The sequence below is a fragment of the Hydrogenophaga sp. NH-16 genome (genome assembly GCF_004006415.1).
Taxonomy (GTDB): Bacteria; Pseudomonadota; Gammaproteobacteria; order Burkholderiales; family Burkholderiaceae_C; genus Hydrogenophaga; species Hydrogenophaga pseudoflava.
Genome location: NZ_CP029344.1, coordinates 2,010,922 through 2,036,513, shown reverse-complemented (window position 1 = coordinate 2,036,513; position 25,592 = coordinate 2,010,922). Strand labels below are relative to the sequence as shown.

The 25,592-nt window shown below is 67.7% G+C and carries 23 protein-coding genes; 17 read left to right on the top strand and 6 right to left on the bottom strand.

What is annotated here, in order from left to right; all coding sequences use genetic code 11:
- Positions 1-99 precede the first annotated feature (99 nt).
- From mutS to DD542_RS09880, 4 genes are read left to right on the top strand one after another with little or no spacing between them, the layout of a single operon-like run.
- Positions 100-2,700 carry a DNA mismatch repair protein MutS gene (gene mutS / locus DD542_RS09895; RefSeq protein WP_127807352.1) on the top strand — a complete coding sequence of 867 codons (2,601 nt, stop codon included), beginning with the start codon at positions 100-102 and terminating at the stop codon, positions 2,698-2,700.
- Positions 2,697-3,524, top strand: a complete 828-nt coding sequence (locus DD542_RS09890) for a proteasome-type protease (protein WP_127805445.1) — start codon at positions 2,697-2,699, stop codon at positions 3,522-3,524. The genes mutS and DD542_RS09890 overlap by 4 nt, the downstream gene beginning before the upstream one ends.
- Positions 3,524-4,378: an alpha/beta hydrolase gene (locus DD542_RS09885; RefSeq protein WP_127805443.1), complete on the top strand. Its 855-nt coding sequence runs from the start codon at positions 3,524-3,526 to the stop codon at positions 4,376-4,378. Before DD542_RS09890 ends, DD542_RS09885 begins: the two co-directional genes overlap by 1 nt.
- Positions 4,379-4,412: 34 nt before the next feature.
- Complete coding sequence (locus tag DD542_RS09880; protein WP_127805441.1) at positions 4,413-6,317, top strand: PAS domain S-box protein; 1,905 nt, start codon at positions 4,413-4,415, stop codon at positions 6,315-6,317.
- A gap of 15 nt (positions 6,318-6,332) precedes the next feature.
- Here DD542_RS09880 and DD542_RS09875 read toward each other — a convergent pair whose 3' ends face one another.
- The 3 genes from DD542_RS09875 to DD542_RS09865 are packed head-to-tail and all read right to left on the bottom strand — an operon-like array spanning position 6,333 to position 9,043.
- On the bottom strand, positions 6,333-7,604 hold the full coding sequence (locus tag DD542_RS09875) for an MFS transporter (protein WP_127805439.1): 1,272 nt from the start codon (positions 7,602-7,604) through the stop codon (positions 6,333-6,335).
- A gap of 28 nt (positions 7,605-7,632) precedes the next feature.
- On the bottom strand, positions 7,633-8,457 hold the full coding sequence (locus DD542_RS09870) for an undecaprenyl-diphosphate phosphatase (RefSeq protein ID WP_127805437.1): 825 nt from the start codon (positions 8,455-8,457) through the stop codon (positions 7,633-7,635).
- Between the two features lie 10 nt (positions 8,458-8,467).
- Positions 8,468-9,043, bottom strand: a complete 576-nt coding sequence (locus tag DD542_RS09865) for a DUF1439 domain-containing protein (protein WP_127805435.1) — start codon at positions 9,041-9,043, stop codon at positions 8,468-8,470.
- A 183-nt stretch (positions 9,044-9,226) separates the two neighbouring features.
- Between DD542_RS09865 and DD542_RS09860 the strand changes: the two genes are divergently transcribed.
- From DD542_RS09860 to DD542_RS09850, 3 genes are read left to right on the top strand one after another with little or no spacing between them, the layout of a single operon-like run.
- Positions 9,227-9,763 carry a DUF6622 family protein gene (locus DD542_RS09860; protein WP_127805433.1) on the top strand — a complete coding sequence of 179 codons (537 nt, stop codon included), beginning with the start codon at positions 9,227-9,229 and terminating at the stop codon, positions 9,761-9,763.
- A gap of 37 nt (positions 9,764-9,800) precedes the next feature.
- Positions 9,801-10,895, top strand: coding sequence for a histidine kinase (locus DD542_RS09855; protein WP_241559739.1), 1,095 nt, complete (start codon positions 9,801-9,803; stop codon positions 10,893-10,895).
- Positions 10,892-11,689, top strand: a complete 798-nt coding sequence (locus DD542_RS09850; RefSeq protein ID WP_127805431.1) for a LytTR family DNA-binding domain-containing protein — start codon at positions 10,892-10,894, stop codon at positions 11,687-11,689. Before DD542_RS09855 ends, DD542_RS09850 begins: the two co-directional genes overlap by 4 nt.
- A gap of 447 nt (positions 11,690-12,136) precedes the next feature.
- Here the strand turns inward: DD542_RS09850 and hutC are convergent, their stop codons facing one another.
- Positions 12,137-12,838: a histidine utilization repressor gene (hutC, locus tag DD542_RS09845; RefSeq protein WP_127805429.1), complete on the bottom strand. Its 702-nt coding sequence runs from the start codon at positions 12,836-12,838 to the stop codon at positions 12,137-12,139.
- Positions 12,839-12,961: 123 nt separating this feature from the next.
- Between hutC and DD542_RS09840 the strand changes: the two genes are divergently transcribed.
- The 6 genes from DD542_RS09840 to hutG are packed head-to-tail and all read left to right on the top strand — an operon-like array spanning position 12,962 to position 20,338.
- A complete protein-coding gene (locus DD542_RS09840; protein WP_127805427.1) occupies positions 12,962-14,287 on the top strand; it encodes a YjiH family protein in 1,326 nt (441 codons plus the stop codon).
- 40 nt (positions 14,288-14,327) lie between these two features.
- Positions 14,328-16,025 carry a urocanate hydratase gene (hutU, locus tag DD542_RS09835; protein ID WP_127805425.1) on the top strand — a complete coding sequence of 566 codons (1,698 nt, stop codon included), beginning with the start codon at positions 14,328-14,330 and terminating at the stop codon, positions 16,023-16,025.
- Positions 16,026-16,045: 20 nt separating this feature from the next.
- Positions 16,046-17,587, top strand: coding sequence for a histidine ammonia-lyase (gene hutH, locus DD542_RS09830; protein ID WP_127805423.1), 1,542 nt, complete (start codon positions 16,046-16,048; stop codon positions 17,585-17,587).
- A gap of 5 nt (positions 17,588-17,592) precedes the next feature.
- Positions 17,593-18,177, top strand: a complete 585-nt coding sequence (locus tag DD542_RS09825) for a HutD family protein (protein WP_127805421.1) — start codon at positions 17,593-17,595, stop codon at positions 18,175-18,177.
- Positions 18,174-19,391 (top strand): imidazolonepropionase, encoded by a 1,218-nt coding sequence (hutI, locus tag DD542_RS09820; RefSeq protein ID WP_127805419.1) that lies wholly within the window; start codon positions 18,174-18,176, stop codon positions 19,389-19,391. Before DD542_RS09825 ends, hutI begins: the two co-directional genes overlap by 4 nt.
- Entirely contained in the window at positions 19,388-20,338 is a 951-nt protein-coding gene (gene hutG / locus DD542_RS09815) for a formimidoylglutamase (protein WP_127805417.1), read from the top strand. Before hutI ends, hutG begins: the two co-directional genes overlap by 4 nt.
- 18 nt (positions 20,339-20,356) lie before the next feature.
- Here hutG and DD542_RS09810 read toward each other — a convergent pair whose 3' ends face one another.
- The gene (locus DD542_RS09810) at positions 20,357-20,791 is read right to left on the bottom strand and encodes a hypothetical protein (RefSeq protein WP_079365433.1); all 435 of its coding nucleotides are present in this window, start codon (positions 20,789-20,791) and stop codon (positions 20,357-20,359) included.
- 133 nt (positions 20,792-20,924) lie between these two features.
- Between DD542_RS09810 and DD542_RS09805 the strand changes: the two genes are divergently transcribed.
- On the top strand, positions 20,925-21,530 hold the full coding sequence (locus DD542_RS09805) for a DUF924 family protein (RefSeq protein ID WP_127805416.1): 606 nt from the start codon (positions 20,925-20,927) through the stop codon (positions 21,528-21,530).
- 10 nt (positions 21,531-21,540) lie between these two features.
- Here DD542_RS09805 and DD542_RS09800 read toward each other — a convergent pair whose 3' ends face one another.
- A complete protein-coding gene (locus DD542_RS09800) occupies positions 21,541-21,927 on the bottom strand; it encodes a hypothetical protein (RefSeq protein ID WP_127805414.1) in 387 nt (128 codons plus the stop codon).
- Positions 21,928-22,088: 161 nt separating this feature from the next.
- Between DD542_RS09800 and DD542_RS09795 the strand changes: the two genes are divergently transcribed.
- The 3 genes from DD542_RS09795 to DD542_RS09785 all read left to right on the top strand — a co-directional run bounded on the left by DD542_RS09795 (position 22,089) and on the right by DD542_RS09785 (position 25,485).
- A complete protein-coding gene (locus DD542_RS09795) occupies positions 22,089-23,948 on the top strand; it encodes a glutamine--tRNA ligase/YqeY domain fusion protein (protein ID WP_206610791.1) in 1,860 nt (619 codons plus the stop codon).
- A gap of 143 nt (positions 23,949-24,091) precedes the next feature.
- Complete coding sequence (locus DD542_RS09790; RefSeq protein ID WP_127805412.1) at positions 24,092-24,919, top strand: hypothetical protein; 828 nt, start codon at positions 24,092-24,094, stop codon at positions 24,917-24,919.
- Between the two features lie 59 nt (positions 24,920-24,978).
- Entirely contained in the window at positions 24,979-25,485 is a 507-nt protein-coding gene (locus DD542_RS09785) for a hypothetical protein (protein ID WP_127805410.1), read from the top strand.
- Positions 25,486-25,592 lie beyond the last annotated feature (107 nt).

The following is a 25,592-nucleotide window of genomic DNA, read 5'->3' as shown; positions in this document are numbered from 1 at the left end:
GGTCGCACTGGGGGAAGACCCCGAACTGCTAAAGTAGGTCGCTTTTGTGCATTGTTTCCCGGACTTGCCTTGACCGCCCCGCTGGACCGCCACACCCCCATGATGCAGCAGTACCTGGCCCTCAAGGCCGGGCATCCCGACACGCTGCTGTTCTACCGCATGGGCGACTTCTACGAGATGTTCTACGCCGATGCGGAAAAGGCCGCGCGGCTGCTGGACATCACGCTCACGCAGCGCGGCCAGTCGGCCGGCGAGCCGGTCATCATGGCCGGCGTGCCCTTCCACTCGGTCGAGAGCTACCTGGCGCGGCTGATCAAGCTGGGCGAGTCGGTCGCCATCTGCGAACAGGTGGGCGACGTGGCCACCGCCAAGGGGCCAGTCGAACGCAAGGTGGTGCGCGTGGTCACGCCCGGCACCCTGACCGACACCGAGCTGCTGTCCGACAAGACCGAGGCGCTGGTGATGGCGGTGCACCCCGGTGCCCGCACCGGCCTGGGCCTGGCCTGGCTGTCGGTGACGCAGGGCATCGTGTTCCTGGCCCAGTGCGCCAGCGACGAGCTGGCCGACTGGATCGCCCGCGTGGGCCCCGGCGAGGTGCTGTACAGCGCCGAGGTCACTCCCGCGTTCGAGAAGTCGCTGCAGCAGATCAGCGCCCAGCCCCTGCCCAGCGGCGCGCGCTGCGTGGCCGTGGTACGGCCGGCCTGGGCCTTTGACGCCGGGCTGGGTGAGCGCAAGCTGCTCGAACAACTCCAGGCCGCCAGCCTGGGCGCCTGGGACGCGCAGGACCTGAAGGACGCGCACGCCGCGGCCGCCGCGCTGCTGGCCTACGCCGAACACACGCAGGGCCGCGCGCTCACCCACATCAGGAGCCTGCAGGTCGCGCGCAGCGGTGAGCTGATCGACCTGCCGGTCAACACGCGGCGCAACCTCGAACTCACCCACACCCTGCGTGGCGAGACCAGCCCGACGCTGTTCTCGCTGCTGGACACCTGCCACACCGGCATGGGCAGCCGCGCGCTGCGCAGCTGGCTGCTGGAGCCGCGCCGCGAGCGCACGCAGGCGCGCGAACGGCTGGCCGCCATTGGCCTGCTGCGCGGCGGCATGTGGCAGACGCTGCGCGCCGAGCTCAAGGGATCGAGCGACGTCGAGCGCATCACCGCCCGAACCGCACTGCGCCAGGTGCGCCCGCGCGAGCTGGTGGGCCTGACGGCGACGCTGGGCCGGTCGTTGCAGCTGTCGAAGGCGCTGGCCACCGGCTTGGGCGCGCACCCACCGGCCTTGCTGCAGCGCATCGCCGCCGACCTGACCCCGCCCCCAGGCTGTGCCGAACGGCTGGCCCAGGCCATCGCGCCCGAGCCGGCCGCCCTGGTGCGCGACGGTGGCGTGATCGCCGACGGCTTCGACGCCGAACTCGACGAGCTGCGTGCCATCCAGACCAACTGCGACGGCTTCCTGATCGACCTCGAAACCCGCGAACGCGCGCGCACCGGCATCGCCAACCTGCGCGTGCAGTTCAACAAGGTGCACGGCTTCTACATCGAGGTCACGCAGGGCCAGCTGGACAAGGTGCCCGACGACTACCGCCGGCGCCAGACGCTCAAGAACGCCGAGCGCTTCATCACGCCCGAGCTCAAGGCCTTTGAAGACAAGGCGCTCAGCGCGCAAGACCGTGCCCTGGCGCGCGAGAAATATCTCTACGAGCTGCTGCTCGACGAAATGCAGGCCTGGATCGACCAGCTGACGAAGCTGGCCCGTGCCATGGCCGCGCTGGACGCGCTGTGTGCGCTGGCCGAGCGCTCGCTGACGCTGAACTGGGCCGAGCCCACGTTCGCGCCCGAGCCCTGCATCGAGATCCGCGGTGGCCGCCACCCGGTGGTGGAAGCACGGCTCAACGAAACCACTGGCGGCAGCTTCATCGCCAACGACACGGTGCTGGGCGGCAAGCAGCGCATGCAGGTCATCACCGGCCCCAACATGGGCGGCAAGAGCACCTACATGCGCCAGGTCGCGGTCATCGTGCTGCTGGCCAGCATGGGCAGCTACGTGCCGGCGGCCAGCTGCCGGCTCGGCCCGATCGACGCCATCCACACCCGCATCGGTGCGGCCGACGACCTGGCCAACGCGCAGTCGACCTTCATGGTCGAGATGACCGAGGCGGCGCAGATCCTGCACGCCGCCACGCCGGAAAGCCTGGTGCTGATGGACGAGATCGGCCGCGGCACCTCCACCTTCGACGGCCTGGCCCTGGCCGGTGGCATCGCCGCCCACCTGCACGACAAGGCGCGCTGCTTCACGCTGTTCGCCACCCACTACTTCGAGCTCACCGAGTTTCCGGCCACCCACCACGGCGCGGTGAACGTGCACGTGAGCGCGGTCGAGGGCGGCGGCAAGAGCGGCATCGTGTTCCTGCACCAGATCGAGCCCGGTCCGGCCAGCCGCAGCTACGGCATCCAGGTCGCGCGCCTGGCCGGTGTGCCCGGTGCGGTGGTGCAGCACGCCAAACATGCGCTGGCCGCGCTGGAGGCGCACAGCGAAAGCAGCCGTGTGCAGGTGGACCTGTTCGCGCCGCCACCGGCCCCACCCGAACCTGAAATGCCCCCGGTGCTGGCCGCCCTGGCCACCATCGACCCCGATGCGCTGAGCCCACGCGAGGCGCTGGACCAGCTCTACGCCCTCAAGAAACTCGCCACGAAACCATGACTTACTGCGTCGCCGTCAAACTCAAGGCCGGACTGGTCTTTCTGTCCGACTCCCGCACCAACGCGGGCCTGGACCAGATCAGCACCTTCCGCAAGATGATCGTCTACGAGAAGCCCGGTGACCGTTTCATGTGCCTGCTCTCCGCCGGCAACCTGAGCATTTCGCAATCGGTGCGCGAGATCCTGCAGGTCGAGCAACTGGCCGACCACGAGGGCGGCGACCCGGTCACCATCTGGAATGCCAGGAGCATGTTCGACGCCGCGCGTGTGCTGGGCTCGGCGGTGCGGCATGTGTTCGAACGCGATGGCGAGGCGCTCAAGCGCGCGGGCGTGGACTTCAACGTCTCCATGATCTTCGGCGGCCAGATCGGCAGCGAGGGCATGCGCCTGTTCCAGGTCTATTCGGCCGGCAACTTCATCGAGGCCACGCCCGAGACGCCATTCTTCCAGATCGGCGAATCCAAGTACGGCAAACCCGTGCTGGACCGTGTGATCACACCCGACACACCGCTGGACGAGGCCGCCAAGTGCGCGCTGGTGTCGATGGACAGCACGCTCAAGTCGAACCTGTCGGTGGGCCTGCCGCTGGACCTGGTGGTCTACGAAGCCGACGCGCTCAAGACCGACCGGATCACCTGCATCGATGAGAACAACCCCTACTTTCGCATGGTGCGCAACACCTGGGGCCAGAAGCTGCGCGAGGTGTTCGACGCCATCGAGCACCCGGTCTGGGACGGTTCGCCGACCACCGTGCCGCTGATGGGCTGCAGCACGCGCAGCCAGCCCCTCAAGAAGATCACGAACCCGAAAGAGAAGCTGATCTGATGTCCCTGATCGTTTTCTCCCACGCCAACAGCTTCCCGGCCAGCACCTACGGCGTGCTGTTCAAGTCGCTGCGGGCGCGCGGCCACGCGGTGCGTGCGGTGGAGAAGTTCGGCCACGACCCGAAGTACCCGGTCACCAGCAACTGGCCGCACCTGGTGCAGCAGCTGGCCGACTTCGCCGGCCCTGAAATCGAAAAGCACGGCAAGCCGGCCTGGCTGGTCGGGCACTCGCTCGGCGGCTTCCTGAGCATCATGTGCGCCGCGCGCCACCCCCGGCTCGGCGGCCACGGCGTGCAGGGTGTGCTGCTGATCGACTCGCCGGTGCTCGGCGGCTGGCGGGCGCGGGCGCTGGAGCTGGCCAAGCGCACGCAGCTGGTGGGATCGATCTCGCCCGGCAAGATCAGCCGCATCCGCCGCCACAGCTGGCCCGATGCCCAGTCGGCCTTCGACCACTTTGCCCGCAAGAAGGCCTTCGCCGCCTGGGAACCCCAGGTGCTGCGCGACTACATCGAACACGGCACGCTGGATGCAACCACGCCCCAGGGGCCACGCCGCGTGCTGGCCTTCGACCGCGACATCGAGACCGCGATCTACAACACCCTGCCGCACAACCTCGACCGCCTGCTGCGACGCCACCCGCTGCAGTGCCCGGTGGGCTTCCTGGGTGGCCACGACTCGCAGGAGATGAAACAGGTCGGCATGGCCATGACGCACAAGCTGGTGGGCCCCCATCCCGGGCGCCTGCGCATGCTCCCGGGCAGCCACCTGTTCCCCATGGAACGCCCCCACGAGACCGCTGCGGCCATCGACGCCTGCCTGCAGGCGCTGAAAAATCCGGGCTTTTCCGGCGCTTGATCCCGGGTACTCGGGGTAGGATGCTTCAAGCACCATGAGCGCTGCGTCCAACCCACACACGGCCACTGCCGGCCGTGCCCTCCTCGACTGGACCGATCATCCGGCCTGGCTGCGCTATGGAGCGGCCATCGTGCTGACGCTGATCGCGGTCTGGGCGCGCGTCGCACTGGCGCCGGCCGACTCCGGCGGGCGCTTCATCACCCCTGCGCTCGCGGTGGCGTTTTCGGCCCTCTACGGTGGCCTCGGACCGGGATTGCTCAGCCTCGCACTGGGCATGCTGCTGGTCAATTTCTTCATGGTGCCGCCCTACGGGTCCTTCGTGTTCCAGAACCTGGAGGAAGCCTTCTGGCTCAACACCTGGCACCTGATCACCCAGCTGGTGGTGGTCGGGGCGATTGCGCTGATGCAGTCGCGCAACCGGCAGCTGCAGGCAGCGGACCGGCAGATCCGGCTGGCGCAGCAGCACCTCCTGGACACCTTCGAGCATGCGGCATCGGGCATCACCCACGTCGACACCCGAGGCCGGCTGCTCCGCGCCAACCAGACCTTCTGCAACATGGTCGGCTACAGCAAAGACGAACTGGCGCACCTGAGCTTCCAGGACATCACCGTCGCCGAGGACATCGGCCCCGACCTGCGCATGCTCGACGAGGCGCTGACCGGCGCACGGATCAGCTACATGCTGGAGAAGCGCTACCGGCACAAGGACGGCCACATCGTGTGGGTCCAGCTGACGGTGGCGCTGGTGCGCAAGTCCAGCGGCGAGCCCGATTACCTCATTGCGGTGGTGCAGGACATCAGCGCCCAGAAGGCCGCGGAAGAGGCCCTGCGCACCAGCCAGAACCTCATGAGCCAGGCACAGAAGCTGGCGAACATCGGCGCCTGGCAGGCCGACCTCGCCACCGGCCGGATCGGCAACCTCACCAAGAGCGAGTTCTTCCTCTCCTTCCCGTCCAACGAATACGGCATCAAGGACATGCTGGACATGATCCACCCCGACGACCGCCTGCGGGTGATGGCGCTGTGGCCACGGGCCGTCAAGGGAGAGGCCGTCTACGAGATCGAGTACCGGGTCGTTCTTGACGGGCACGAGTACTGGCATTCGGTGAAGGCGGAGTTCGAACGCGACCCCCAGGGCCGCGCGATCCGGGCCCTGGGCGTGACGCAGGACATCACCGAACGCAAACGCATCGAACTGGAGTTCCAGCAGCTCAACGCGACGCTGGAGCAGCGCATCCGCGACCGCACGCGCGCGCTGCGGGACGCCTACGACGAGCTGGAGAGCTACTCGTACGCGGTGGCGCACGACCTGCGGTCGCCGCTGCGCATCATCAATGGCTTCGCGCAGGCCCTGCGGGAAGACAACCCGGGCCTGGACACCGCCAGCCAGGAACACCTTGGCCGCATCATGGGCGCAAGCAAGAAGATGGGCGAGCTGATCGACGGGCTGCTCAAGCTCTCGCAGTACTCACGCGGCGAGGTGCAACGCGAGAACGTGAACCTGAGCGCCATCGCCACCCGCATCCTCGAGGAGCTGTCGGTGGCCGAACCCCAGCGCGCGGTCGAGTGGGAGATCGAGCCCGACCTGCTCGTGCAGGCCGATCCGGCGCTGATCGAGGCGCTGATGCAGAACCTGCTGAACAACGCCTGGAAGTACACCTCCGGTGTGGCACCGGCCCGCATCCGGGTGTTCTCGCGCGAGGCCGATGGCGGGCGCGAGTACTGCGTCAGCGACAACGGCACGGGTTTCGATATGGCGCGCGCCAGCAAGCTGTTCCAGCCCTTCCAGCGCCTGCACGGACCGAGCGAGTTCGCCGGCCTGGGCATCGGCCTGGCCACGGCGCGCCGCATCGTGCAACGCCATGGTGGTGTGCTGCGGGCAGAAGCCCGTCCGGGCGCGGGAGCCACATTCGGATTCACGCTGGGCGATCCCGCCTGACCCCGCCTGGGACGTTCAGTGGGGCGGCGCGCTGTCGGACGCCGCATCCTCCTGGCCTGTTGCCTCGGACTGGCGCGGGTCCATCTGCAGCACCGCCTGGGAGCCTCCGCCCATCAGCACGAACTGAGCCTTCTCCTCGGTCGGCACCGGGCCGGCAACCCCCAGGCGCTTGAGGGTGTAGATCGCCAGGCCCCCCAGCACCGCGGCGAAGCACAGCATCAGGCTGTCGGAACCGGCCACCTCCATCACCGTGCCGGCCAGGGCCGGTCCCAGTGCCGCGCCGGCGCCGTGCAGCAGCAGGAGGCCTCCGGTGAACTCCACCAGCCGGCTGGAGTCGATCACATCGTTCACGTGCGCCACACCCAGGCCATAGATCGCGAAGATCAGGCCGCCGAGCAGCGGCGCCAGCGCCAGCAGCCAGGGCGCCGCGATGCCCGCCACCAGCCAGCCCAGGCCGCACAGGCCTGCACCGAGCAGGCACACCCACAGCAGCACCAGGCGCCGGTCGTGGGTGTCCGAGAAATGCCCGACCGGCCACTGGAACACCGCTCCACCCAGGATGGTCGCGGCCATGAAACTGGCCACAGCGCCATCGCCCAGCCCGGCGCCCTGCGCGAACGACGCCGCCAGCCCGTAGAACGACCCGGTGACCAGCCCCGAACAGAGGGCCGCCGCCATGCCCATGGGCGACGCGTCGTAGAGGCTGCGCATGCTCAGCCGGGGCGCCTGCACCGGCTCGGGTTCGTCCACCGGCGTCATGGTGATCGGCAGCAGTGCGAACGAGAACATCACAGAGACCAACGCGAACGGCACGAAGCCCAGCCGGTCACCCACCAGGATGAGCCACTGCCCCAGCGCCAGCGCCACGAAGTTGATCGCCATGTAGACCGCGAACAACTTGCCGCGGTGTTCGCTGGGTGCCAGCGCGTTCAGCCAGCTCTCCACCACGATGTACAGACCCACCATGCACACGCCGGTGACCAGGCGCAACAGGCCCCAGAACCAGGGGTCGATCCACAGCGCGTGCAGGATCGGCATGGTCGATGCCAGCGAGGCCATGGCCGCGAAGGCACGGATGTGGCCCACCCGGCGGATCACCTTCGGGCAGAGGTAGGTGCCCAGCACGAAGCCGGCGAAATAGGCCGATGTCACCAGGCCCAGCGCCAGGCGCGAGAAGTCGGCCGCCCCCGCACGCAAGCCCAGCACCGAGAACAGCAGGCCCACGCCCACCACCAGCAGCCCGACGCCACCGAGCAGCGTGGACAGCCGCCAGAGCAGCGAACCCATGGTGGTCACCGGGCCGTGTTCTCCGCCCTCAGGCCGACCAGTCGACCCAGCCGAAATGGGCGGTCAGCAGGATCAGCACACCGAAGGCGATCCGGTACCAGGCGAACGGCACGAAGCTGTGGCTGGCCACGTAGCGCAGCAGCCATCGGATGCAGACCCAGGCGCTGAGGAAGGCGAACAGCAGACCGACCACGAACATCGGCACGTCGGCCACCGACAGCAGCGCGCGCTCCTTGTAGAGGCTGTAGCCCCCGGCGCCGATCAGGATCGGGATGCCCAGGAAGAAGCTGAAGTCGGTCGCCACCTGGCGCGAGAGGCCGAACAGCATGCCACCGATGATGGTGGAGCCCGAGCGGCTGGTGCCCGGCACCAGGCCGAAGCATTGCGCCAGCCCCACCTTGAGCGCGTCCAGCGGCGTCAGCTCGTCCAGCGACTGCACGCGCGCGGCCGACGGCGGGCGCCGCTCGGCCCAGAGGATCACGAAGGCGCCGGCGATGAAGGCCAGCGCCACCACCGTGGGCGTGAACAGGTGGGCCTTGATCGCCTTGCCCAGCAGCAGGCCCAGCACCACGGCGGGCACGCAGCCGATCACCACGTTGAGCGCGAAGCGCTGCGCGTCCCGCTCGGACGGCAGGCCGACGATGGTGGCCCGGATGCGCTGCCAGAACACGATGATCACCGCGAAGATGGCGCCGGTCTGGATCGCGATCTCGAACACCTTGGCGCGTTCGTCGTGGAAGTCCAGCAGCGTGCCGGCCAGGATGAGGTGGCCGGTCGACGAAATCGGAAGGAACTCGGTCAGCCCTTCCACCACGCCCATGATGGCGGCCTTGATCAGCAGCAGGAGGTCCATGGTGAGGCCCTCAGCGCGGCAGGGGTTCGAGGGTGAGCTGCAGCCCGCCGGGCACGACGCGCAGCGCGCCGGGCCGGTAGCCGCGGCCGGCCAGCGACTCCAGGTCTTCCTTCTTGAAGCGGTGCACCACCGCCTCGTTCAGCAGGTCCTCGGCGAGCAGGCCGCCGACCTTCTTCACCTGCGCCGCCTGGGCGGCGTTCATCCCGTCCACGTCCAGCCGCTCCACCCGCGCCTGCGTCAGCCGCAGCGTGGTGTCCGAGGGCTCGAAGCGCAGGCCGTAGCTCAGCTCCAGCTGGCCCTTGATGTCCGACTGCCCGGGCAGGGGCAGCGCGATCAGGTAGTTCACCAGGGTGCCGACCCGGTTCTCCTCGGGCCGCAGGCGCAGCCGGGGCTGGTCCAGCGTGGTTTCCAGCAGGCCCAGGTAGCGCTGCTTGACCGGGAAGCGCGTGGCGATGCGTTCGAGCAGCTGGGCTTCGCTGATGTTCACCTGGCGCGGGCCGGTGGGCAGGGCGTTGCAGCCGGCCAGGGCCAGCAGGGTCAGCGATGCGGCGGCCAGGCGGCGCCGGGGAAGCACGGGAAGCGTCATGAAGTCGGTGTCCTCGAAGGCCGCCACCCCGGGCGGGGAGCGGTCGGTCGATTGTAGGAAGCCTGCATTTCGCTCCCCGCTGGCCGCACTTCGCGAAGGTTTCCAGATGTTCCGTCTCGCGGCGCTGGCTGGGCACGCGGGCGACCGGCACAGTGCGCCCATCGCCACCCGACGGAGAACCCCATGCTGATCCAGTTGCTGATGAACCACCCCGAAGCCGGCGCCGAGATCCTGCGGCGCACCCCGACCTGGGTCTGGGGCCTGCTGGCCGGCCTGTTGACGCTGGGCGCGACCCAGCTGCGCACCCGCCACATCGGCCTGCGCCGCGCGGCCGCGCTGGCGATGGGCCTGACCGCGTTCTCGCTGATCAGCCTGGGCGGCGACCTGGCCGCCGGCCCCTGGCTGGCTCCTGGCCTGCTGGTATGGCTGGCCGCGGGCGCCCTGGTGCTGGCCTGGCGCGGCCCGCGCGCCCTGCCGCCGGGCGCTGCCCACGACCCCGCCACCGGCCTGTTCACCCTGCCCGGAAGCGCCCTGCCCCTGCTGACCATCGCAGCCATCTTCCTGCTCAAGTACGGCGTGGGGGTCGAGCTGTCCATGCGGCCCGGCCTGCGCCTGGACCCGCTCTTTGCCCTCTCGATGGCCGCCGGCTACGGCGCCCTCACCGGCCTGTTCTCGGCACGGCCCGTGGCGCTCTGGCTCATGGCCGGCCGCCGCGCATGACAGAATCGTCGCCGCTCCGCCAGCCACCGAATCAGCCATGAAATCCGCCGTCGCCCACCGCCTGTTCGGCTGGCTGCCTGCCGATGCACGCGAGCGGGCGCTGCGGCGTTTGCTGGTGATATGGGGCTTTTCACTCGCCATCGGCCTGATCCTCTGGGGCATCGGGGCACGCAGCCACCCGCTGGACATCTCGCTGGTCTACAGCTACGCGATCAGCACCTCGATCTGGTTCTTCAGCGACCCGCTGCGCATCGCGCTGCATGGCTGGCTGCGTACACCGCCGCCGCACTACTGGGCGTCCAACCTGCGTGTGTTCGCCTACATGCTGGTGGCGGCGACACTGGGCTACACCCTGGGCACCGCCATCGGCGACGCCTATGCCGGCCGCTCGACCTGGGAGATGGTCAGCCAGTCGCCCAAACGGCTGTTCGGCATCTGGTTCTCGGGCATGGTGATCTCGGGCTTCTTCGTGATGGGCTTCTACCAGCGCGCCAAGGCCGAGGATTTGCGCCGCCAGGCCACCGAAGCGCGGCTGAAGCTGCTGGAAACGCAGCTCGAACCGCACATGCTGTTCAACACCTTGGCCAACCTGCGGGTGCTGATCCAGACCGACCAGCCGCGTGCGGTCCAGATGCTGGACCGGCTCAACGACTACCTGCGCGCCACGCTGCGCGGTTCGCGCGCCGACGCCGCCGCCGGCAGCCACACGCTGGCCGACGAATGTGCGCGGCTGCGCGACTACCTCGAACTGATGGCAGTGCGCATGGGGCCGCGGCTGGCCTTCGGCTTCGACCTGCCGGCCGAACTGCAGGCGCACCCGGTGCCGCCCCTGCTGCTGCAACCGCTGGTGGAAAACGCGATCCGCCACGGGCTGGAGCCGCGGGTCGAGGGTGGCCGCATCGACGTGGTCGCGCGCTGCGAAGGCCAGACGCTGCGCATCGACATCGCCGACACCGGCGTGGGCATGGCGCCCGACACGCAGCGCACCGACACCGATGGCGGCTTCGGCCTGGCCCAGGTGCGCGAGCGCATGGCCAGCCTGCCCGGTGGCGCGGGGTCGGTGCAGGTCTCCAGCCAGCCCGGTCAGGGCACCACGGTGCGGCTCACGCTACCCATTCAGATCACCCCATGACATCCATCACCGCCCTGATCGCCGAAGACGAACCGCTGCTGGCCGCCGCGCTGCGGGCCGAGCTGGCGCGTGCCTGGCCCGAACTGCGCATAGCGGCGCAGGTGGGGGACGGTGCGAGCGCTGTGCACCTGGCGCTGGCACTGCGGCCGCAGGTGCTGTTCCTGGACATCCGCATGCCGGGCATGACGGGGCTGGAGGCGGCGGCCGAACTGGCCGAGGAGTGGCCGACCGACGACGTGCCGTTCCCGGCGCTGGTGTTCGTGACCGCCTACGACCAGTACGCGGTGCAGGCCTTCGAGGCGCAGGCGGTGGACTATGTGCTCAAGCCGGTGGTGCCGGAACGGCTGGCGCGCACGGTGCAGCGGGTGCAGGCGCGGCTGGGCGAGCAGGCTTCACCGGTGCCGTTGGCGGGCGCGGACGACGCGACCTTCGAGCGCCTGCGCGCCCTGCTAGCGGCCCCGGCGGCACCCGCGCTGAAGGTGATCCAGGCCGGTGTGGGTAACACGATCCGGCTGGTGCCGGTGGACGAGGTGCTGGTGTTCGAGGCCGCCGACAAGTACGTGCGGGTGCTGACGGGCGAGGCCGAGCTGCTGATCCGCACGCCGCTGAAGGACCTGTTGCCGCAGCTGGACGGCAGCGTGTTCTGGCAGGTGCACCGGGGCACGGTGGTGCGTGCCACCGCGGTCCGAACGGTGCACCGGGACGAGGCCGGCAAGCTGAGTCTGGAAGTGGCGGGGTTGATGGAGCGAGTGCCGGTGAGTCGGCTCTATGCGGGGCGGTTTCGGGCGATGTGAGCTGGCTGGCTGGCGTTCGGGCGGTTTCGCTCATCCACCTCGCGTCATGCGGGTGGTGAGGCCGGCGTTCTCCGGCTCACGCTCGCGGGCGACGCGCCCTGCCCGCCTGCATGCCTTCGCCAACCAGGTCACTGGCGCGCCAACTCTGTGGCAACCGCGAATGGAGCCTGCGCCCGCCGACCTCACCACCCGCATGCAGAACGACCTTGGTACGCCGAAGAAGTCACGGTTCCGGTTCGCGTGTCTGTCTGGCGCGCGCCCACCCGTCAGCGGGGTTGGGGCGTGGGGAGCCCGGGCGCAGGCTCCATTCGCGGTTGCCCACACGGCGGCGCACAGGCCCGTTGTTGACGAAGCAGCGCCATCGAACAGGAACCGACGCCCGCGAGGTGAGCCGGAGAACGGGCACCCCACGTCCCAGCCCACCCAACACAGCAGGCAAAAAAGAAGTCAAAAACTCCCCGTGAACTGGTACCGGGAAGCCGGGTGCCACATAGCAGCGACAGAAGCCACCTTGCCCATCGACCGCGTCTGCCGCCGCAGCACCAGACAAGGCTCCCCCGTCGGCATCGCCAGCATCTCGGCCACAGCCTGCGGTGGATGCAGCGCCTCGATCTCGAACGACACGCCCTGCAGCGGCGCCACCCGCATCAGGTAGGCGTTCGGCGTCTGCGAGGTGAAATCCTGCGTCAGGTAGTCCGGCGCCACCTCCGGGTTCACATGCCGGTCCTCCACCTGGATCGGCTGGTCGTTCTCGAAGTGCACCACCACCGAATGGAACAACGTGTGAGACGGTGACACGCCGAACGCGCGCCCCAGTGCCTCGCCCGCCTTCACCCGCTCCAGCTTGTGCAACTCGCTGCGGTGCCGGTGGCCACGCGCCGCGATCTCCTCGGCGATGTTGCGGATCTCCACCAGCGTCGCCTGGTACTTCTGCTGCGCCACATAGGTGCCCGAGCCCTGCACCCGCTCGACGATCTGCTCCTCGCTCAGCTCGCGGATCGCGCGGTTCACCGTCATGCGCGAGACGCCGAACTCGCGCGCCAGCGCTTCCTCGCCCGGGATCGCGTCGCCCTCTTTCCAGGTGCCGTCGTGGATGCGCGCGAGCACGTGGCGCTTGATGGTTTGGTAGGCGGGCAGCTTGTCGGACATAGGGTTTTCCCGGGTACGCCACGCGATCAATGGCATTGACAGACCGGATTCTGGCCCATAAAGTTGTATATACATTTCAACAAGACAGCTTTAAAAGCTGTCTGTCAGACCAGGAGACACCGCATGAACACCAGCGCCGCCGCTGCCAGCGCCCCCAACCCCACCGCCGCCCTGCGCATGCTGGCCTACAGCAGCCTCGGGCTGGTGATGTTTTTCCTGCCGGTGGAGATCGCCGGCAAGACCACCATCCTGTTCGATCACGCCGCCACCTGGCTGGCCACGCAGCAGCGCCCGCTGGCGATTGCCTTCGTGCTGGCGCTCATGGCCTGGGGCGCGGCCTCGCCCTTCATCTCTGGCCGCTGGCGCGCCAGCACCACCGCCACCGTGTTCAGCGCGCTCAAGGTGCTGGGCCTGGTGCTGGCGCTGATGTACCTCACCGGCACCGGTCCGGCCGTACTGTTCCAGAAGGACATGCTGCCCTTCCTGTTCGACAAGCTGGCGCTCACGGTCGGCCTGATCGTGCCGCTGGGCGCGGTGGCGCTGGCCTTCCTGGTCGGCTTCGGTCTGCTGGAGCTGGTGGGCGTGCTGATGCAGCCCGTCATGCGCCCCATCTGGCGCACGCCCGGCCACTCCGCCATCGACGCCGTGGCGTCTTTCGTCGGCAGCTACTCGGTCGGTCTGCTCATCACCAACCGCGTCTACCTCGAAGGCAAGTACACGGCGCGCGAGGCGGCCATCATCGCCACCGGCTTCTCCACCGTCTCGGCCGCTTTCATGATCATCGTGGCCAAGACGCTGAACCTGATGGGTGCGTGGAACTTCTACTTCTGGTCCACCTTCGTCATCGCCTTCGCCGTCACCGCCATCACCGCCTGGATTCCGCCGATCTCGCGCATGGACAACAGCGGCGGCGTGAGCGACACGCTGCCCGTCGGCCGCAGCCGCTGGCAGGCCGCGTGGGACGCCGGCATGCACCAGGCCCGCAGCGCGCCGTCGCTCTGGCGCGTGCTCTCCGAGAACCTGCGCGACGGCATCGCCATGGCCAGCGCCGTGGTGCCCACCATCCTCGCCGTCGGCCTGATCGGCCTGCTGCTGGCGCGCTACACGCCGGTGTTCGACCTGCTGGGCCTGCTGCTCGTGCCCTTCGTGTGGATCGCCGGTCTGGCCGAACCCATGCTGACCGCCAAGGCCCTGGCCTCGGGCCTGGCCGAGATGTTCCTGCCCGCCATCCAGCTCAAGGGCGCCGACCCGGTGGTGCGCTACGTCGCCGCCGTGGTCTCGGTCAGCTCGGTGCTGTTCTTCTCGGGCTCCATCCCCTGCGTGCTCGCCACGCGCATCCCGCTGTCGCTGCGCCAGATGGTCGCCGTCTGGTTCGTGCGCACCGTGCTCAGCCTGCTGATGGCCGCCGCCATCGGCCACTTCGCCCTCGCCCAAGGCTGGATCGCCTGATCCCGCCGCTCACCACAGCTTGTTCCTCAGGAGTCACCCCATGTCCACCAACACCGATCCCCGCCTCGACCCCACCCGCGTGATCCGCGCCCCGCGCGGCAGCCAGCTGAGCTGCAAGAACTGGATCGCCGAAGCCGCGTTCCGCATGATCCAGAACAACCTCGACCCCGAGGTGGCCGAAAACCCGCAACACCTCGTGGTGTATGGCGGCATCGGTCGCGCCGCGCGCGACTGGGCCTGTTTCGACCAGATCCTGGCCTCGCTCAAGGACCTGAACGAGGACGAGACCCTGCTGGTGCAGTCGGGCAAGCCGGTGGGCGTGTTCAAGACCCACAGCAACGCCCCGCGCGTGCTGCTGGCCAACAGCAACCTGGTGCCCAAGTGGGCGAACTGGGAGCACTTCAACGAACTCGACCGCAAGGGCCTGTTCATGTACGGCCAGATGACCGCCGGCAGCTGGATCTACATCGGCAGCCAGGGCATCGTGCAGGGCACCTTCGAGACCTTCGTCGAGGCCGGACGCCAGCACTACAACAACGACCTCTCGGGCAAGTGGATCCTCACCGCCGGCCTGGGCGGCATGGGCGGCGCCCAGCCCCTGGCCGCCACGCTGGCCGGCGCCGTCTCGCTGAACATCGAGTGCCAGCAAAGCAGCATCGACTTCCGCCTGCGCACCCGCTACGTGGACAAGCAGGCCCGCGACATCGACCACGCGCTGGAGTTGATCCAGGAGCACACCGCCAAGAAGGAAGCCGTCTCCATCGCCCTGCTGGGCAACGCGGCCGAGGTGCTGCCCGAGCTGGTCAAGCGCGCGAAGGCCGGCGGCATCAAACCCGACCTGGTGACCGACCAGACCTCGGCGCACGACCTGATCAATGGCTACCTGCCCATCGGTTGGACGGTGGCGCAGTGGAAGGCCGCACAGCGCGACCCGTCGCAACACAGGCGGCTGACCGAAGAGGCGGCCAAAGGCTGCGCGGTGCACGTGCAGGCCATGCTGGACTTCCAGGCCATGGGCATTCCCACCGTCGACTACGGCAACAACATCCGCCAAGTGGCCTTCGACCAGGGCGTGAAGAACGCCTTCGACTTCCCCGGCTTCGTGCCGGCCTACATCCGCCCCATGTTCTGCGAAGGCAAGGGGCCGTTCCGCTGGGTGGCGCTCTCGGGCGACCCGGAGGACATCTACAAGACCGACGCGAAGATCAAGGAACTGTTCCCGAACAACAAGCACACGCACCGCTGGCTGGACATGGCGCGCGAGCGCATCAGCTTCCAGGGCCTGCCGGCGCGCATCTGCTGGCTGGGCCTGGGCGAGCGCCACATCGCCGGCCTAGCCTTCAACGAAATGGTTCGCAAAGGTGAACTCAAGGCCCCGATCGTGATCGGCCGCGACCATCTGGACACCGGCTCGGTCGCCAGCCCCAACCGCGAAACCGAGGCCATGAAAGACGGTACCGACGCCGTGAGCGACTGGCCGCTGCTCAACGCCCTGCTCAACACCGCCGGCGGTGCCAGCTGGGTCAGCCTGCACCACGGCGGCGGGGTGGGCATGGGTTACTCGCAGCACTCGGGCATGGTGATCGTCGCCGACGGCACCGACGCCGCGGCCGAGCGCCTGGCGCGCGTGCTGGTGAACGACTGCGGCTCGGGCGTGATGCGCCATGCGGATGCGGGTTACGAGCTGGCGATTGCCACGGCGAAAAAGCAAGGCCTCAAACTGCCGATGATTGGCTGATCGAAAGAGACACTGCACCCATGAGCACCACCCTGACCCTGAACCCCGGCCAGATGACCCTGGCCGACCTGCGCGCCGTCTGGCAGCAGCCGGTCACCGTCGCGCTGAACGGCGAGGCCCGCGCCGCCATCGACGCCTCGGCCGCCGCGATCCACGCCATCGTCGCCAAGGGCGACGCGGCCTACGGCATCAACACGGGCTTCGGCAAGCTGGCCAAGACCCGCATCCCCGACGAGCAGCTCGAACAGCTGCAGCGCAACCTGATCCTGTCGCACTCGGTCGGCACCGGCGAACCCATGAGCGACGCCACCGTGCGTCTGGTCATGCTGATGAAGGCGGCCAGCCTGTCGCGCGGCTACTCGGGCGTGCGCCCGGTGGTCATCGACACCCTGCTGGCGCTGCTCAACGCGGGCGTGGTGCCGGTGATCCCGGTCAAGGGCTCGGTCGGCGCCTCGGGCGACCTCGCGCCGCTGTCGCACATGACGCTGGCGCTGATGGGCGAAGGCCCGGCGCGGGTGAATGGTCAGTTCCTCCCCGCCGCCGAGGCGCTGAAGCAAGCCGGCATCCAGCCGCTGACGCTCGCCGCCAAGGAAGGCCTGGCGCTGATCAACGGCACACAGGTGTCCACCGCACTCGCACTGCACGGCCTGTTCATGGCCGAGCGCCTGCTCGAAGCCGGCACCGCCATCGGCGCGCTCTGCGTCGACGCCGCCAAAGGCAGCGATGCGCCCTTCGATCCGCGCATCCACGCCGCGCGCGGACAACCCGGCCAGATCGCCCAGGCCGCCGTCACGCGCACGCTACTGCAAGGCAGCCAGATCCGCCAGTCGCACCGCGACAACGACGAGCGCGTGCAGGACCCCTACAGCCTGCGCTGCCAGCCGCAGGTCATGGGCGCCTGCCGCGACCTGATCGCCAACGCCGCGCGCACCCTGCTGACCGAGGCCAACGCCGTCACCGACAACCCGCTGGTGTTCATCGACACCAACGAGGTGCTCTCGGGCGGCAACTTCCACGCCGAGCCGGTTGCCTTTGCGGCCGACACGCTGGCGCTGGCCATCAGCGAGATCGGTGCCATCTCCGAGCGCCGTATTGCGCTGCTGATCGACAGCACGCTCTCGGGCCTGCCGCCTTTCCTGGTGAACAACCCAGGCCTCAACAGCGGCTTCATGATCGCCCACGTCACCGCCGCGGCGCTGGCCTCGGAAAACAAATCGCACGCCCACCCGGCCAGCGTCGACAGCCTGCCCACCAGCGCCAACCAGGAAGACCACGTGAGCATGGCCACCTACGCGGGGCGCCGCCTGGCCGAGATGGCCGACAACACCGCCACCATCCTCGGCATCGAATGGCTGGCCGCCGCGCAGGGCGTGGACTTCCACCGCCCGCTGGCCACCTCGCCGCGCCTGCAGGCCACGCACGCCACCCTGCGCGCCCGCGTGCCGTTCTACGACCAGGACCGCCTGTTCGCGCCGGACATCGAGGCCGCGCGCAGCCTGGTGCTGCAGGGCCACGCCACCGACGGCAACGCCGACGCGCTGGCCGGCCTCTGGTCCCACTGAACGCCATGCGGCAGCTCTGCGCGCTCGACATCGCCCCGGTGCCCTGGCGCAACGGCGGTGGCCTCACGCGCGAGCTGCTGGCCTGGCCCTCGCCGCAGGACTGGCGCTGCCGCCTGAGCGTGGCGGACATCGCCAGCGACGGCCCGTTCTCGCCTTTCTCCGGTGTGGTCCGCCACTTCGTGGTGCTGGACGGCGAAGGCGTGCGGCTGGACTTTGCCGACCGCCAGGTCGTGCAGCGGCCCGGTGACGCACCGCTGGTGTTCGACGGCGCCACCGCGCCCGGCTGCCGCCTGCTGGGCGGCCCGGTGCGCGACTTCAACCTCATGATCCGCGGCGGCTCGGGTGACATGGCCGCCGCGTTGCCCGGCACCGCCTGGCAAGCCCCCATAGTTGCCCAGGCCGGCCTGTTCGCGCGGGTGCCAGGCCGCTGGCGCAACGGAACGGAAGAACTCACCCTGCCCGCCCTCGGCTTGCTCTGGTTCGACCCACCACCGCCGGGCGACTGGCACTTCGAACCCGACGCCCCCGCAACACCCGAAGCGCCCGTTGGCTGGTGGCTGCACCACATTCCCGAAGGCATCACCCCATGACCACCACCACCCTCTGGCACAACGCCCGCCTCGCCACGTTGGACCCCAGCCACGGCGCCGACGGCTGGGGCCTGGTCGAAGACGGCGCCTTGCTCACCGTCGGCGACCGGATCACCTGGGTCGGCCCGAACCGGGGCCTGCCCGCCCACGCCCGGCCCGCACACGGGGTGGACCTCGGCGGCCTGCTGGTCACGCCCGGCCTGGTCGACTGCCACACCCACCTGATCTACGGCGGCCACCGCGCGGCCGAGGCCGAGATGCGGCTGAACGGTGCCAGCTACGAGGCCATCGCCCGCGCGGGCGGCGGCATCCGCTCCACCGTGGCGGCCACGCGCGCCGCCAGCGAAGACCAGCTGTTCACCAGCGCCGCCCGGCGCCTACGGGCGCTGATGGCCGAAGGCGTGACCACGCTGGAGATCAAGTCGGGCTACGGCCTGTCGCTGGAGGCCGAGGCGCGCTGCCTGCGCGTGGCACGCCAGCTCGGCAGCGACCGCCGCGTCGACGTGCGCACCACCTTCCTCGGCGCGCACGCGCTGCCGCCGGAGTTCGAAGGCCGGCCCGACGACTACATCACGGCCGTCTGCGAGTGGCTGCCGGCGCTGCACGCCCAGGGCCTGGTCGACGCGGTCGACGCCTTCTGCGAGAACATCGGCTTCACACCCGCCCAGACGCGGCGCGTGTTCGAGGCCGCGCGGGCGCTGGGCCTGCCGGTCAAGCTGCACGCCGAACAGCTGTCCGACCAGGGCGGCGCCGCGCTCGCGGCCTCGTACGGCGCTCTGTCGTGCGACCACCTGGAACACCTGAGCAGCGAAGGCATCGCCGCCATGAGGGCCGCCGGCACCGTCGCCGTGCTGCTGCCGGGCGCCTTTTACATGCTGCGCGAAACGAAACTCCCTCCGATTGCCGCGCTGCGCGAGGCCGGCGTGCCCATGGCCGTCTCCACTGACCACAACCCCGGTACCTCGCCCGGCCTGTCGCTGCTGCTGGCGGCCCACATGGCCTGCAGCTTCTTCCGCCTCACGCCGCTGGAAGCCGTGCGCGGCATCACCGTGCACGCGGCCCGCGCGCTCGGCCTGCACGACCGCGGACAACTCGCCGCCGGCCAGCGCGCCGACTTCGTGGCCTGGGACCTCGACCACCCGAACGAACTGGCCTACTGGTTCGGCCACAACCCCTGCCGCCGCGTCGTGGCGGCGGGCATGGAGCGCACATGAACAGCACTGAACACAGCCCCTTCGTCTGGCAAGGCCGGACCGACAGCGAAGAAGTCGGCGACAGCCGCCGCTGGCACCACATGGTGCGCCCCTTCGACGCCGCCTCGCAGGACGGCGTGGCCCTGATCGGCTTCGCGGTCGACGAAGGCGTGCGCCGCAACGGCGGCCGGCCCGGTGCCGCCGAGGGGCCGCGCGCGCTGCGCGGCGCGCTGGCCAGCCTGCCGCTGCTGGGTGAACCGGCGCTGTGGGACGCGGGCGATGTGGACGGCAGCCGCCTCGGCCTGGAAGACGCGCAACAGGCGCTGGCCGGTCGCATCGCCGACGTGGTGACCCAAGGCTGCCGGCCACTGGTGCTGGGCGGCGGCCATGAAATCGCCTGGGGCACGTTCCAGGGCATCGCGCGCGCTCACCCCGACCGGCGGCGCGTGCTGATCGTCAACCTCGACGCCCATTTCGACCTGCGCATGGCCGCCCAGGGCAACTCGGGCACGCCGTTCCGCCAGATTGCCGACTGGTGCCAGGCACAGGGCCGGCCGTTCGACTACCACGTGCTGGGCATCAGCCGCTTTGCCAACACGCAGGCGCTGTTCGACCGCGCGGCGGCGCTGGGCGTGCGCCACCGGCTGGACGAAGAACTGCAGTCCGCCGGGCAGCTGGCGCAGGCGCAGGCCGCGCTGGCCGACGACCTGGCGCGCTGCGACGGGGTCTATCTGACGATCTGTCTGGATGTGCTGCCGGCACCGTGGGCGCCCGGCGTGTCGGCCCCGGCCCCGCTGGGCCTGCCGCTGGCCCATGTGGAAGCGCTGGTGGACCAGGTGATGACCAGTGGCCGCGTGCTGGTGGCCGACCTGGCAGAACTCAACCCCCCGCTCGACGAAGGGGGGCGCACCGCGCGCGTGGCCGCCCGGCTGGCGGCGCGCATCGCGCGCGGCTTCGCGGCCCGCTGAGGGCCGCGGCGGCCACCGTCAGTCGCGGTCCTTGTGGTGACCGCGGCCGTGACCGCGACCGCGATCGTGCCAGTGCCCGTGACCATGACCGCGGTCGTCCCAGCGGCCCGGGCGGTCGCGCCAGTGGCCACCGATCACCACCGGGCGCGGGGGTGCGTAGACCACCGGCGGGCCATACACCACGGCCGGCGGACGGTGGTAGTACACCGGGGCGGGCTGCACCACCACCGGCGGCGCGTAGTAATAGGCGGGCGGCTGGTGCACCACCACCGGCGCGTTCGAGGCGCCGATGCTGACGCCAGGGCTGTTCACGCCCACCGACCAGTACACATCGCGGGCATGCGCCTGGCTGGCGGCGGTGGACAGCGCCCAGGCGCCGGCCACCAGGCTCACGGCGGCCAGGCCACGGGCCCAGGCCGAGGTGCGTCGCAGGCTGGGTGAAAGGGTGTTCATCGTGAGGTTCTCCATGTGTCGGGGCCTGGATTCGGACCCGGTGCCCGAATTACAGGCCGAATCCCGGTAACCTGCACCTCACGCTCGGTCAATCTCGTAGCCATTCGTAACAGCAGCCCCTTGGTTTACCCGCATGTCTGCACAACCCAAAGACATTCTCGATTTCTGGTTCGGCGACGGCCTGTCGACCGGCTGGCCCAGCGACGACCGCAGCGCGCTCTGGTTCGGTGGCGGCCCCGCGCTGGACCGGCAGATCAGCGAACGCTTCGGCAGCCGCGTGGAGCAGGCGCTGGACGGCCAGCTCGTGGAGTGGGAGAACGACCTGCTGGAGCGGCTGGCGCTGGTCATCCTGCTGGACCAGTTCACCCGCAATGTGCACCGGGGCCAGGCGCGCGCCTTTGCCGGCGACGGCCGGGCGCAGCGGCTGGTGCTGCAGACCCTGGCGCTCGACCAGGACGCCGATCTGCCGACCATCGGCCGGGTCTTCTTCTACATGCCGCTGATGCACGCCGAAAGCCCGGCGCTGCAGGGCGAGTGTGTGCTGAAGTTCGAGGCCCTGGTGCGCCAGAGCCCGCCCGCGCTGCAACAGAAGCTGCAGGGCAACCTGATGGCCGCGCGCGAGCACGCCGACATCGTCCTGCGCTTCGGCCGCTTCCCGCACCGCAATGCCGTGCTCGGCCGCGACAGCACGCCCGAAGAAACCGCGTTCCTCACCCACGGGCCGCGCTTCGGCCAGTGAGGGCGCGCGTTCAGGTCCCCAGCACGAACATCAGCGCGGCACCCGCCAGCGCGCCGACCAGCAGCATCACCACCTGCTTCATGCCACCGCCCTGGTGCGCGGGCGGCAACTCGTCGGGCCGATCATCCGCCACGGTGTCTTCCACCTGGGTCGGGGGGTAGGACTGGTCCACCGCCACGCCGACGCGCCGCAGCGGGCTGCCCGGCGCCGCCCAGGCGGCCCACAGGCCGTGCGCCTCGGCAGGCACCACCGCGCCGCTCTCCACCGCCGCCTCCACGTCACTCCAGCGGATCAGCACCTGGACCGAAGGCAGGAACACGTCGTCCACCTGCGTGGATTGCCACTCGGACTGCTCGTCCATCACGAACGTGTCCGGGTTGTCCTGGTCCTTGTTCATCGTCGGTTCCCTCGGTCGGCGTGGCGCGTCGGTCTGTTTTGAAAGTGGCGCCAACGATATCGGAAACCCTTTGCCGCTGACACCCCCCAAACGCTCCCCCTGTCGGCTTGCGGGCCGGACCGCCCCGGAATCCGCGCGGGGCGCCGCCCTAGAATGGGTGAATGAGCTCCAACACCCCCTCTTCCCCCTCTAAAAACAACGCTGCCGCCCCCTCCGACGAGGGCGAGCACAAGGTCTCCAACTTCCTGCGCCAGGTCATCGAAAAGGACCTCGCCCAGGGCACCTACGCCACCCGCAAATGGGGCGGTGGCCCCGGCGACGGCGACTTTCATGAAGCCGGCCAGCCCGACCCGGCCAAGATCCGCACCCGCTTCCCGCCCGAACCCAACGGCTACCTGCACGTGGGCCACGCCAAGAGCATCTGCCTGAACTTCGGCCTGGCGCGCGACTACGGCGGCGTCTGCCACATGCGCTTTGACGACACCAACCCCGAAAAGGAAGAAAAGGAGTACGTGGACTCCATCCTCGACGCGGTGCAGTGGCTGGGCTTCAACTGGCAGAGCAGCTTCAACGGCAAGACCGAAGATCACCTGTACTACGCGTCGAACTACTTCGACTTCATGTACCGCGCGGCCGAATACCTCATCACCGCCGGCCACGCCTATGTGGACGAGCAGACCGCCGAAGAAATGCGCGTCAACCGCGGCGACTTCGGCAAGCCCGGCGTGGACAGCCCCTTCCGCGCCCGCACGCCGGACGAAAACCTGGCCCGCTTCCGCGAAATGCGCGACGGCAAGCTCGCCGACGGCGCCGCCGTGCTGCGCGCCAAGATCGACATGGCCTCGCCCAACATCAACATGCGCGACCCGGCCATCTACCGCATCCGCCGCGCCACGCACCACAACACGGGCGACGCCTGGTGCATCTACCCCATGTACACCTTCGCGCACCCCATCGAGGACGCGCTGGAGCAAATCACCCACTCCATCTGCACGCTGGAATTTGAAGACCAGCGCCCCTTCTACGACTGGCTGCTGGAACGCCTCATTGAAGGCGGCCTGCTCAAGGCCCCGCCGCCGCGGCAGTACGAATTTGCGCGCCTGAACCTGACCTACGTCATCACCAGCAAGCGCAAGCTGGCGCAGCTGGTGAACGAGAAGAAAGTCAGCGGCTGGGACGACCCGCGCATGCCCACCATCGTCGGCCTGCGCCGCCGCGGCTACACGCCCGAAGCCATCCAGCTGTTTGCCGAACGCATCGGCGTGACCAAGAGCGACAGCTGGATCGACTACAGCACGCTCGACGGCTGCCTGCGCGAAGACCTGGAAAACAAGGCCCACCGCGGCATGGCCGTGCTCGACCCCGTCAAGCTGGTGCTCACCAACTGGGCCGAAGTGTTCGGCTCTGACGCCTACACCGAAGACTGCACCCAGCCCGCCCTGCCCCACAGTGCCATGGCCGAAGGGCAAACGCCCCCACCCGACCGCGTGTTCAAGATCGGCAAAGACGTGTGGATCGAACGCGAAGACTTTGAAGAAGTGCCGCCCAAGGGCTACAAGCGGTTGTTCCCCGGCAACGTGGTGCGCCTCAAAGGCGGCTACGTCATCGAGTGCACCGGCGTCGGCGCCAAAGACGCCGACGGCAAAGTGACCGAAGTGCACGCCAAAGTGATCGCCGGCACCAAGAGCGGCACCCCCGGCGCCGACAGCGTCAAGGCCAAGGCCGCCATCACCTGGGTGGGCGCCGCCGACGGGGTGAGCGCTGAAGTGCGCCTGTACGACCGCCTGTTCACCGACCCGCAACCCGACGCGGGCGGCAAGAACTTCCTGGACGCGCTGAACCCCGACAGCCTGAAGGTGGTGACGGCGGTCGTGGAACCGTCACTGGCTGCCGCCCAGCCAGACCAGAAATTCCAGTTTGAACGGCACGGCTACTTTGTGGCCGACCGCACGGACCATGGCGTGGGCGGGAAAGTGGTGTTCAACCGGGTGACGGGGTTGAAGGATTCTTGGGGAAAATAGTTTTGCAATCGCCAAATTCATGCACTGACCAAAATGAAAGACTTCATCTCCATCAATTCTCATAAAGCCCCAAGCCGACAACATTAAGATTCACACAACTCAAACCAGTCAATCTCCAGCATAAAAAATTTCAGGGAAATGTGATGAAATCAGAAATCTGGATTCAATTCGAAGGCGAACAGGCCGATTCAGGACAGCTTGATTTGGTAGATTCAGCCGAAGTTCTTCAAGGGCTTGCTGCCTCGATCAACATCATCACACACTCATTTGTTCACAATCACGAAGTTCGAAATAGAGTTCCAATTCGAGACGGATTCAACACCACGCTAACCGCAGCAAAGAAGGGGTGCTTTGAGCTACAAATGAGCGTGGAGTTCGATGGAGCCGCCATCCAAAAGCATGGCCCCTCCGTTATTTCAGCTAAATTTTGGGACTATTTTTCGACATCAATTGCAGTTGCAACGGGCGTGAAATATGACCCAAAGACTCCTTACGGAAAGGATTTATGCGAGGAGCAGCCATATATCTTTGACGATATCGCAAACAACATCGAAACACATTTAGTATCCGCGCATAGGCCAATTTGGTCCAAAAACGCAGAAGTTGCGCGATTGATCCGACCTAGAGTTGGAGAACAACTGGTTCTGAACAGCGACACGCTCGAATACGTAAAAATCTCGGAGTTGAGCGACAACCTAGAGTATCTAGTCGGAAACGTAACGAAATACAATATTTTGACAGGTCGAGGTAGGGCATACTTTCAAAAATATGGAAAGACAGTGCCTTTCTTCATAAAGGATATAACCGGTCCGGGCCAAGCAGCTCACCTGCAAGCAGTTGCATCAATGAAGGAAGCTGCAGAGCATGGCATTGGAAATGGCGGAGATCGGCATTTCGGTGTTTTTGCTGTTACCGGGAGCCGTGGACAGATTAAGCGGGTCATCGCAGATGGCATTAGCGAAATCCCCTAAAAATGGCCGAAGAATCTCTTTTTTGCGCTAGCGTAAAGATTCCATTTCTGGAGTCTTGCATGACAATGGCGGAGTGGTCAGCGACATGGCAATCCGTAGGCATCGGCATAACTCTTTGCATTGCGATCGGCACACTATTAAAATACATTCAAGACAAAACCGTCGCTCAAAACCAAGAGTTAGAAAGCCGCAAACTGGAACGAATTAAGTTCTTCCTCGATCAAAGTCGCCGCTTATTTGATGATCCAGACTTAAGATCGGTTTTGAAGCACATTGATGGAGATGACCCCGAGCTAGCCGACCCATCACATTGGGATAACAATCGAAAGTTTCTGGTCTTCATTGAGGAAATAGAGCTCCTCATCAGATCAAGGATGCTAGATGACGACGCCTGCCAATACATGTTCGGTTACTATGCTAATCGCGCGCTAGAGGGCGACAATTTCAAAAGCGGAATCGACTTCAAAGAAGAACACTGGAAGCTCTTCACGGAATTTGCAAAGAGATACGACAAATTCCTAGCAAAACCAGACCTTGGGGCTTCGTTCGAAAAATTGACCCTCTGAAGAATTCAGCAGCGCAACAGCACAAAAAGACTACTCTGTGTAAAACACTTCAAGCACGAGCAGCAGGGTAACGATCCATAGCAATAGAAATTATTACCCTTCTCCTC

Excerpts from the sequence above, each read along its gene's own strand:
- DD542_RS09885 (WP_127805443.1), top strand. The coding sequence starts at position 3,524 with ATGTCCCTGATCGTTTTCTCCCACGCCAACAGCTTCCCGGCCAGCACC.
- DD542_RS09865 (WP_127805435.1), bottom strand. The coding sequence starts at position 9,043 with ATGACGCTTCCCGTGCTTCCCCGGCGCCGCCTGGCCGCCGCATCGCTG.
- DD542_RS09890 (WP_127805445.1), top strand. The coding sequence starts at position 2,697 with ATGACTTACTGCGTCGCCGTCAAACTCAAGGCCGGACTGGTCTTTCTG.
- hutI (WP_127805419.1), top strand. The coding sequence starts at position 18,174 with ATGACCACCACCACCCTCTGGCACAACGCCCGCCTCGCCACGTTGGAC.
- DD542_RS09860 (WP_127805433.1), top strand. The coding sequence starts at position 9,227 with ATGCTGATCCAGTTGCTGATGAACCACCCCGAAGCCGGCGCCGAGATC.
- DD542_RS09850 (WP_127805431.1), top strand. The coding sequence starts at position 10,892 with ATGACATCCATCACCGCCCTGATCGCCGAAGACGAACCGCTGCTGGCC.
- DD542_RS09875 (WP_127805439.1), bottom strand. The coding sequence starts at position 7,604 with ATGGGTTCGCTGCTCTGGCGGCTGTCCACGCTGCTCGGTGGCGTCGGG.
- DD542_RS09870 (WP_127805437.1), bottom strand. The coding sequence starts at position 8,457 with ATGGACCTCCTGCTGCTGATCAAGGCCGCCATCATGGGCGTGGTGGAA.
- DD542_RS09795 (WP_206610791.1), top strand. The coding sequence starts at position 22,089 with ATGAGCTCCAACACCCCCTCTTCCCCCTCTAAAAACAACGCTGCCGCC.
- hutU (WP_127805425.1), top strand. The coding sequence starts at position 14,328 with ATGTCCACCAACACCGATCCCCGCCTCGACCCCACCCGCGTGATCCGC.
- hutH (WP_127805423.1), top strand. The coding sequence starts at position 16,046 with ATGAGCACCACCCTGACCCTGAACCCCGGCCAGATGACCCTGGCCGAC.
- DD542_RS09800 (WP_127805414.1), bottom strand. The coding sequence starts at position 21,927 with ATGAACAAGGACCAGGACAACCCGGACACGTTCGTGATGGACGAGCAG.
- mutS (WP_127807352.1), top strand. The coding sequence starts at position 100 with ATGATGCAGCAGTACCTGGCCCTCAAGGCCGGGCATCCCGACACGCTG.
- DD542_RS09785 (WP_127805410.1), top strand. The coding sequence starts at position 24,979 with ATGACAATGGCGGAGTGGTCAGCGACATGGCAATCCGTAGGCATCGGC.
- DD542_RS09825 (WP_127805421.1), top strand. The coding sequence starts at position 17,593 with ATGCGGCAGCTCTGCGCGCTCGACATCGCCCCGGTGCCCTGGCGCAAC.
- DD542_RS09840 (WP_127805427.1), top strand. The coding sequence starts at position 12,962 with ATGAACACCAGCGCCGCCGCTGCCAGCGCCCCCAACCCCACCGCCGCC.
- hutG (WP_127805417.1), top strand. The coding sequence starts at position 19,388 with ATGAACAGCACTGAACACAGCCCCTTCGTCTGGCAAGGCCGGACCGAC.
- DD542_RS09790 (WP_127805412.1), top strand. The coding sequence starts at position 24,092 with ATGAAATCAGAAATCTGGATTCAATTCGAAGGCGAACAGGCCGATTCA.
- DD542_RS09880 (WP_127805441.1), top strand. The coding sequence starts at position 4,413 with ATGAGCGCTGCGTCCAACCCACACACGGCCACTGCCGGCCGTGCCCTC.
- DD542_RS09805 (WP_127805416.1), top strand. The coding sequence starts at position 20,925 with ATGTCTGCACAACCCAAAGACATTCTCGATTTCTGGTTCGGCGACGGC.
- DD542_RS09810 (WP_079365433.1), bottom strand. The coding sequence starts at position 20,791 with ATGAACACCCTTTCACCCAGCCTGCGACGCACCTCGGCCTGGGCCCGT.
- hutC (WP_127805429.1), bottom strand. The coding sequence starts at position 12,838 with ATGTCCGACAAGCTGCCCGCCTACCAAACCATCAAGCGCCACGTGCTC.
- DD542_RS09855 (WP_241559739.1), top strand. The coding sequence starts at position 9,801 with ATGAAATCCGCCGTCGCCCACCGCCTGTTCGGCTGGCTGCCTGCCGAT.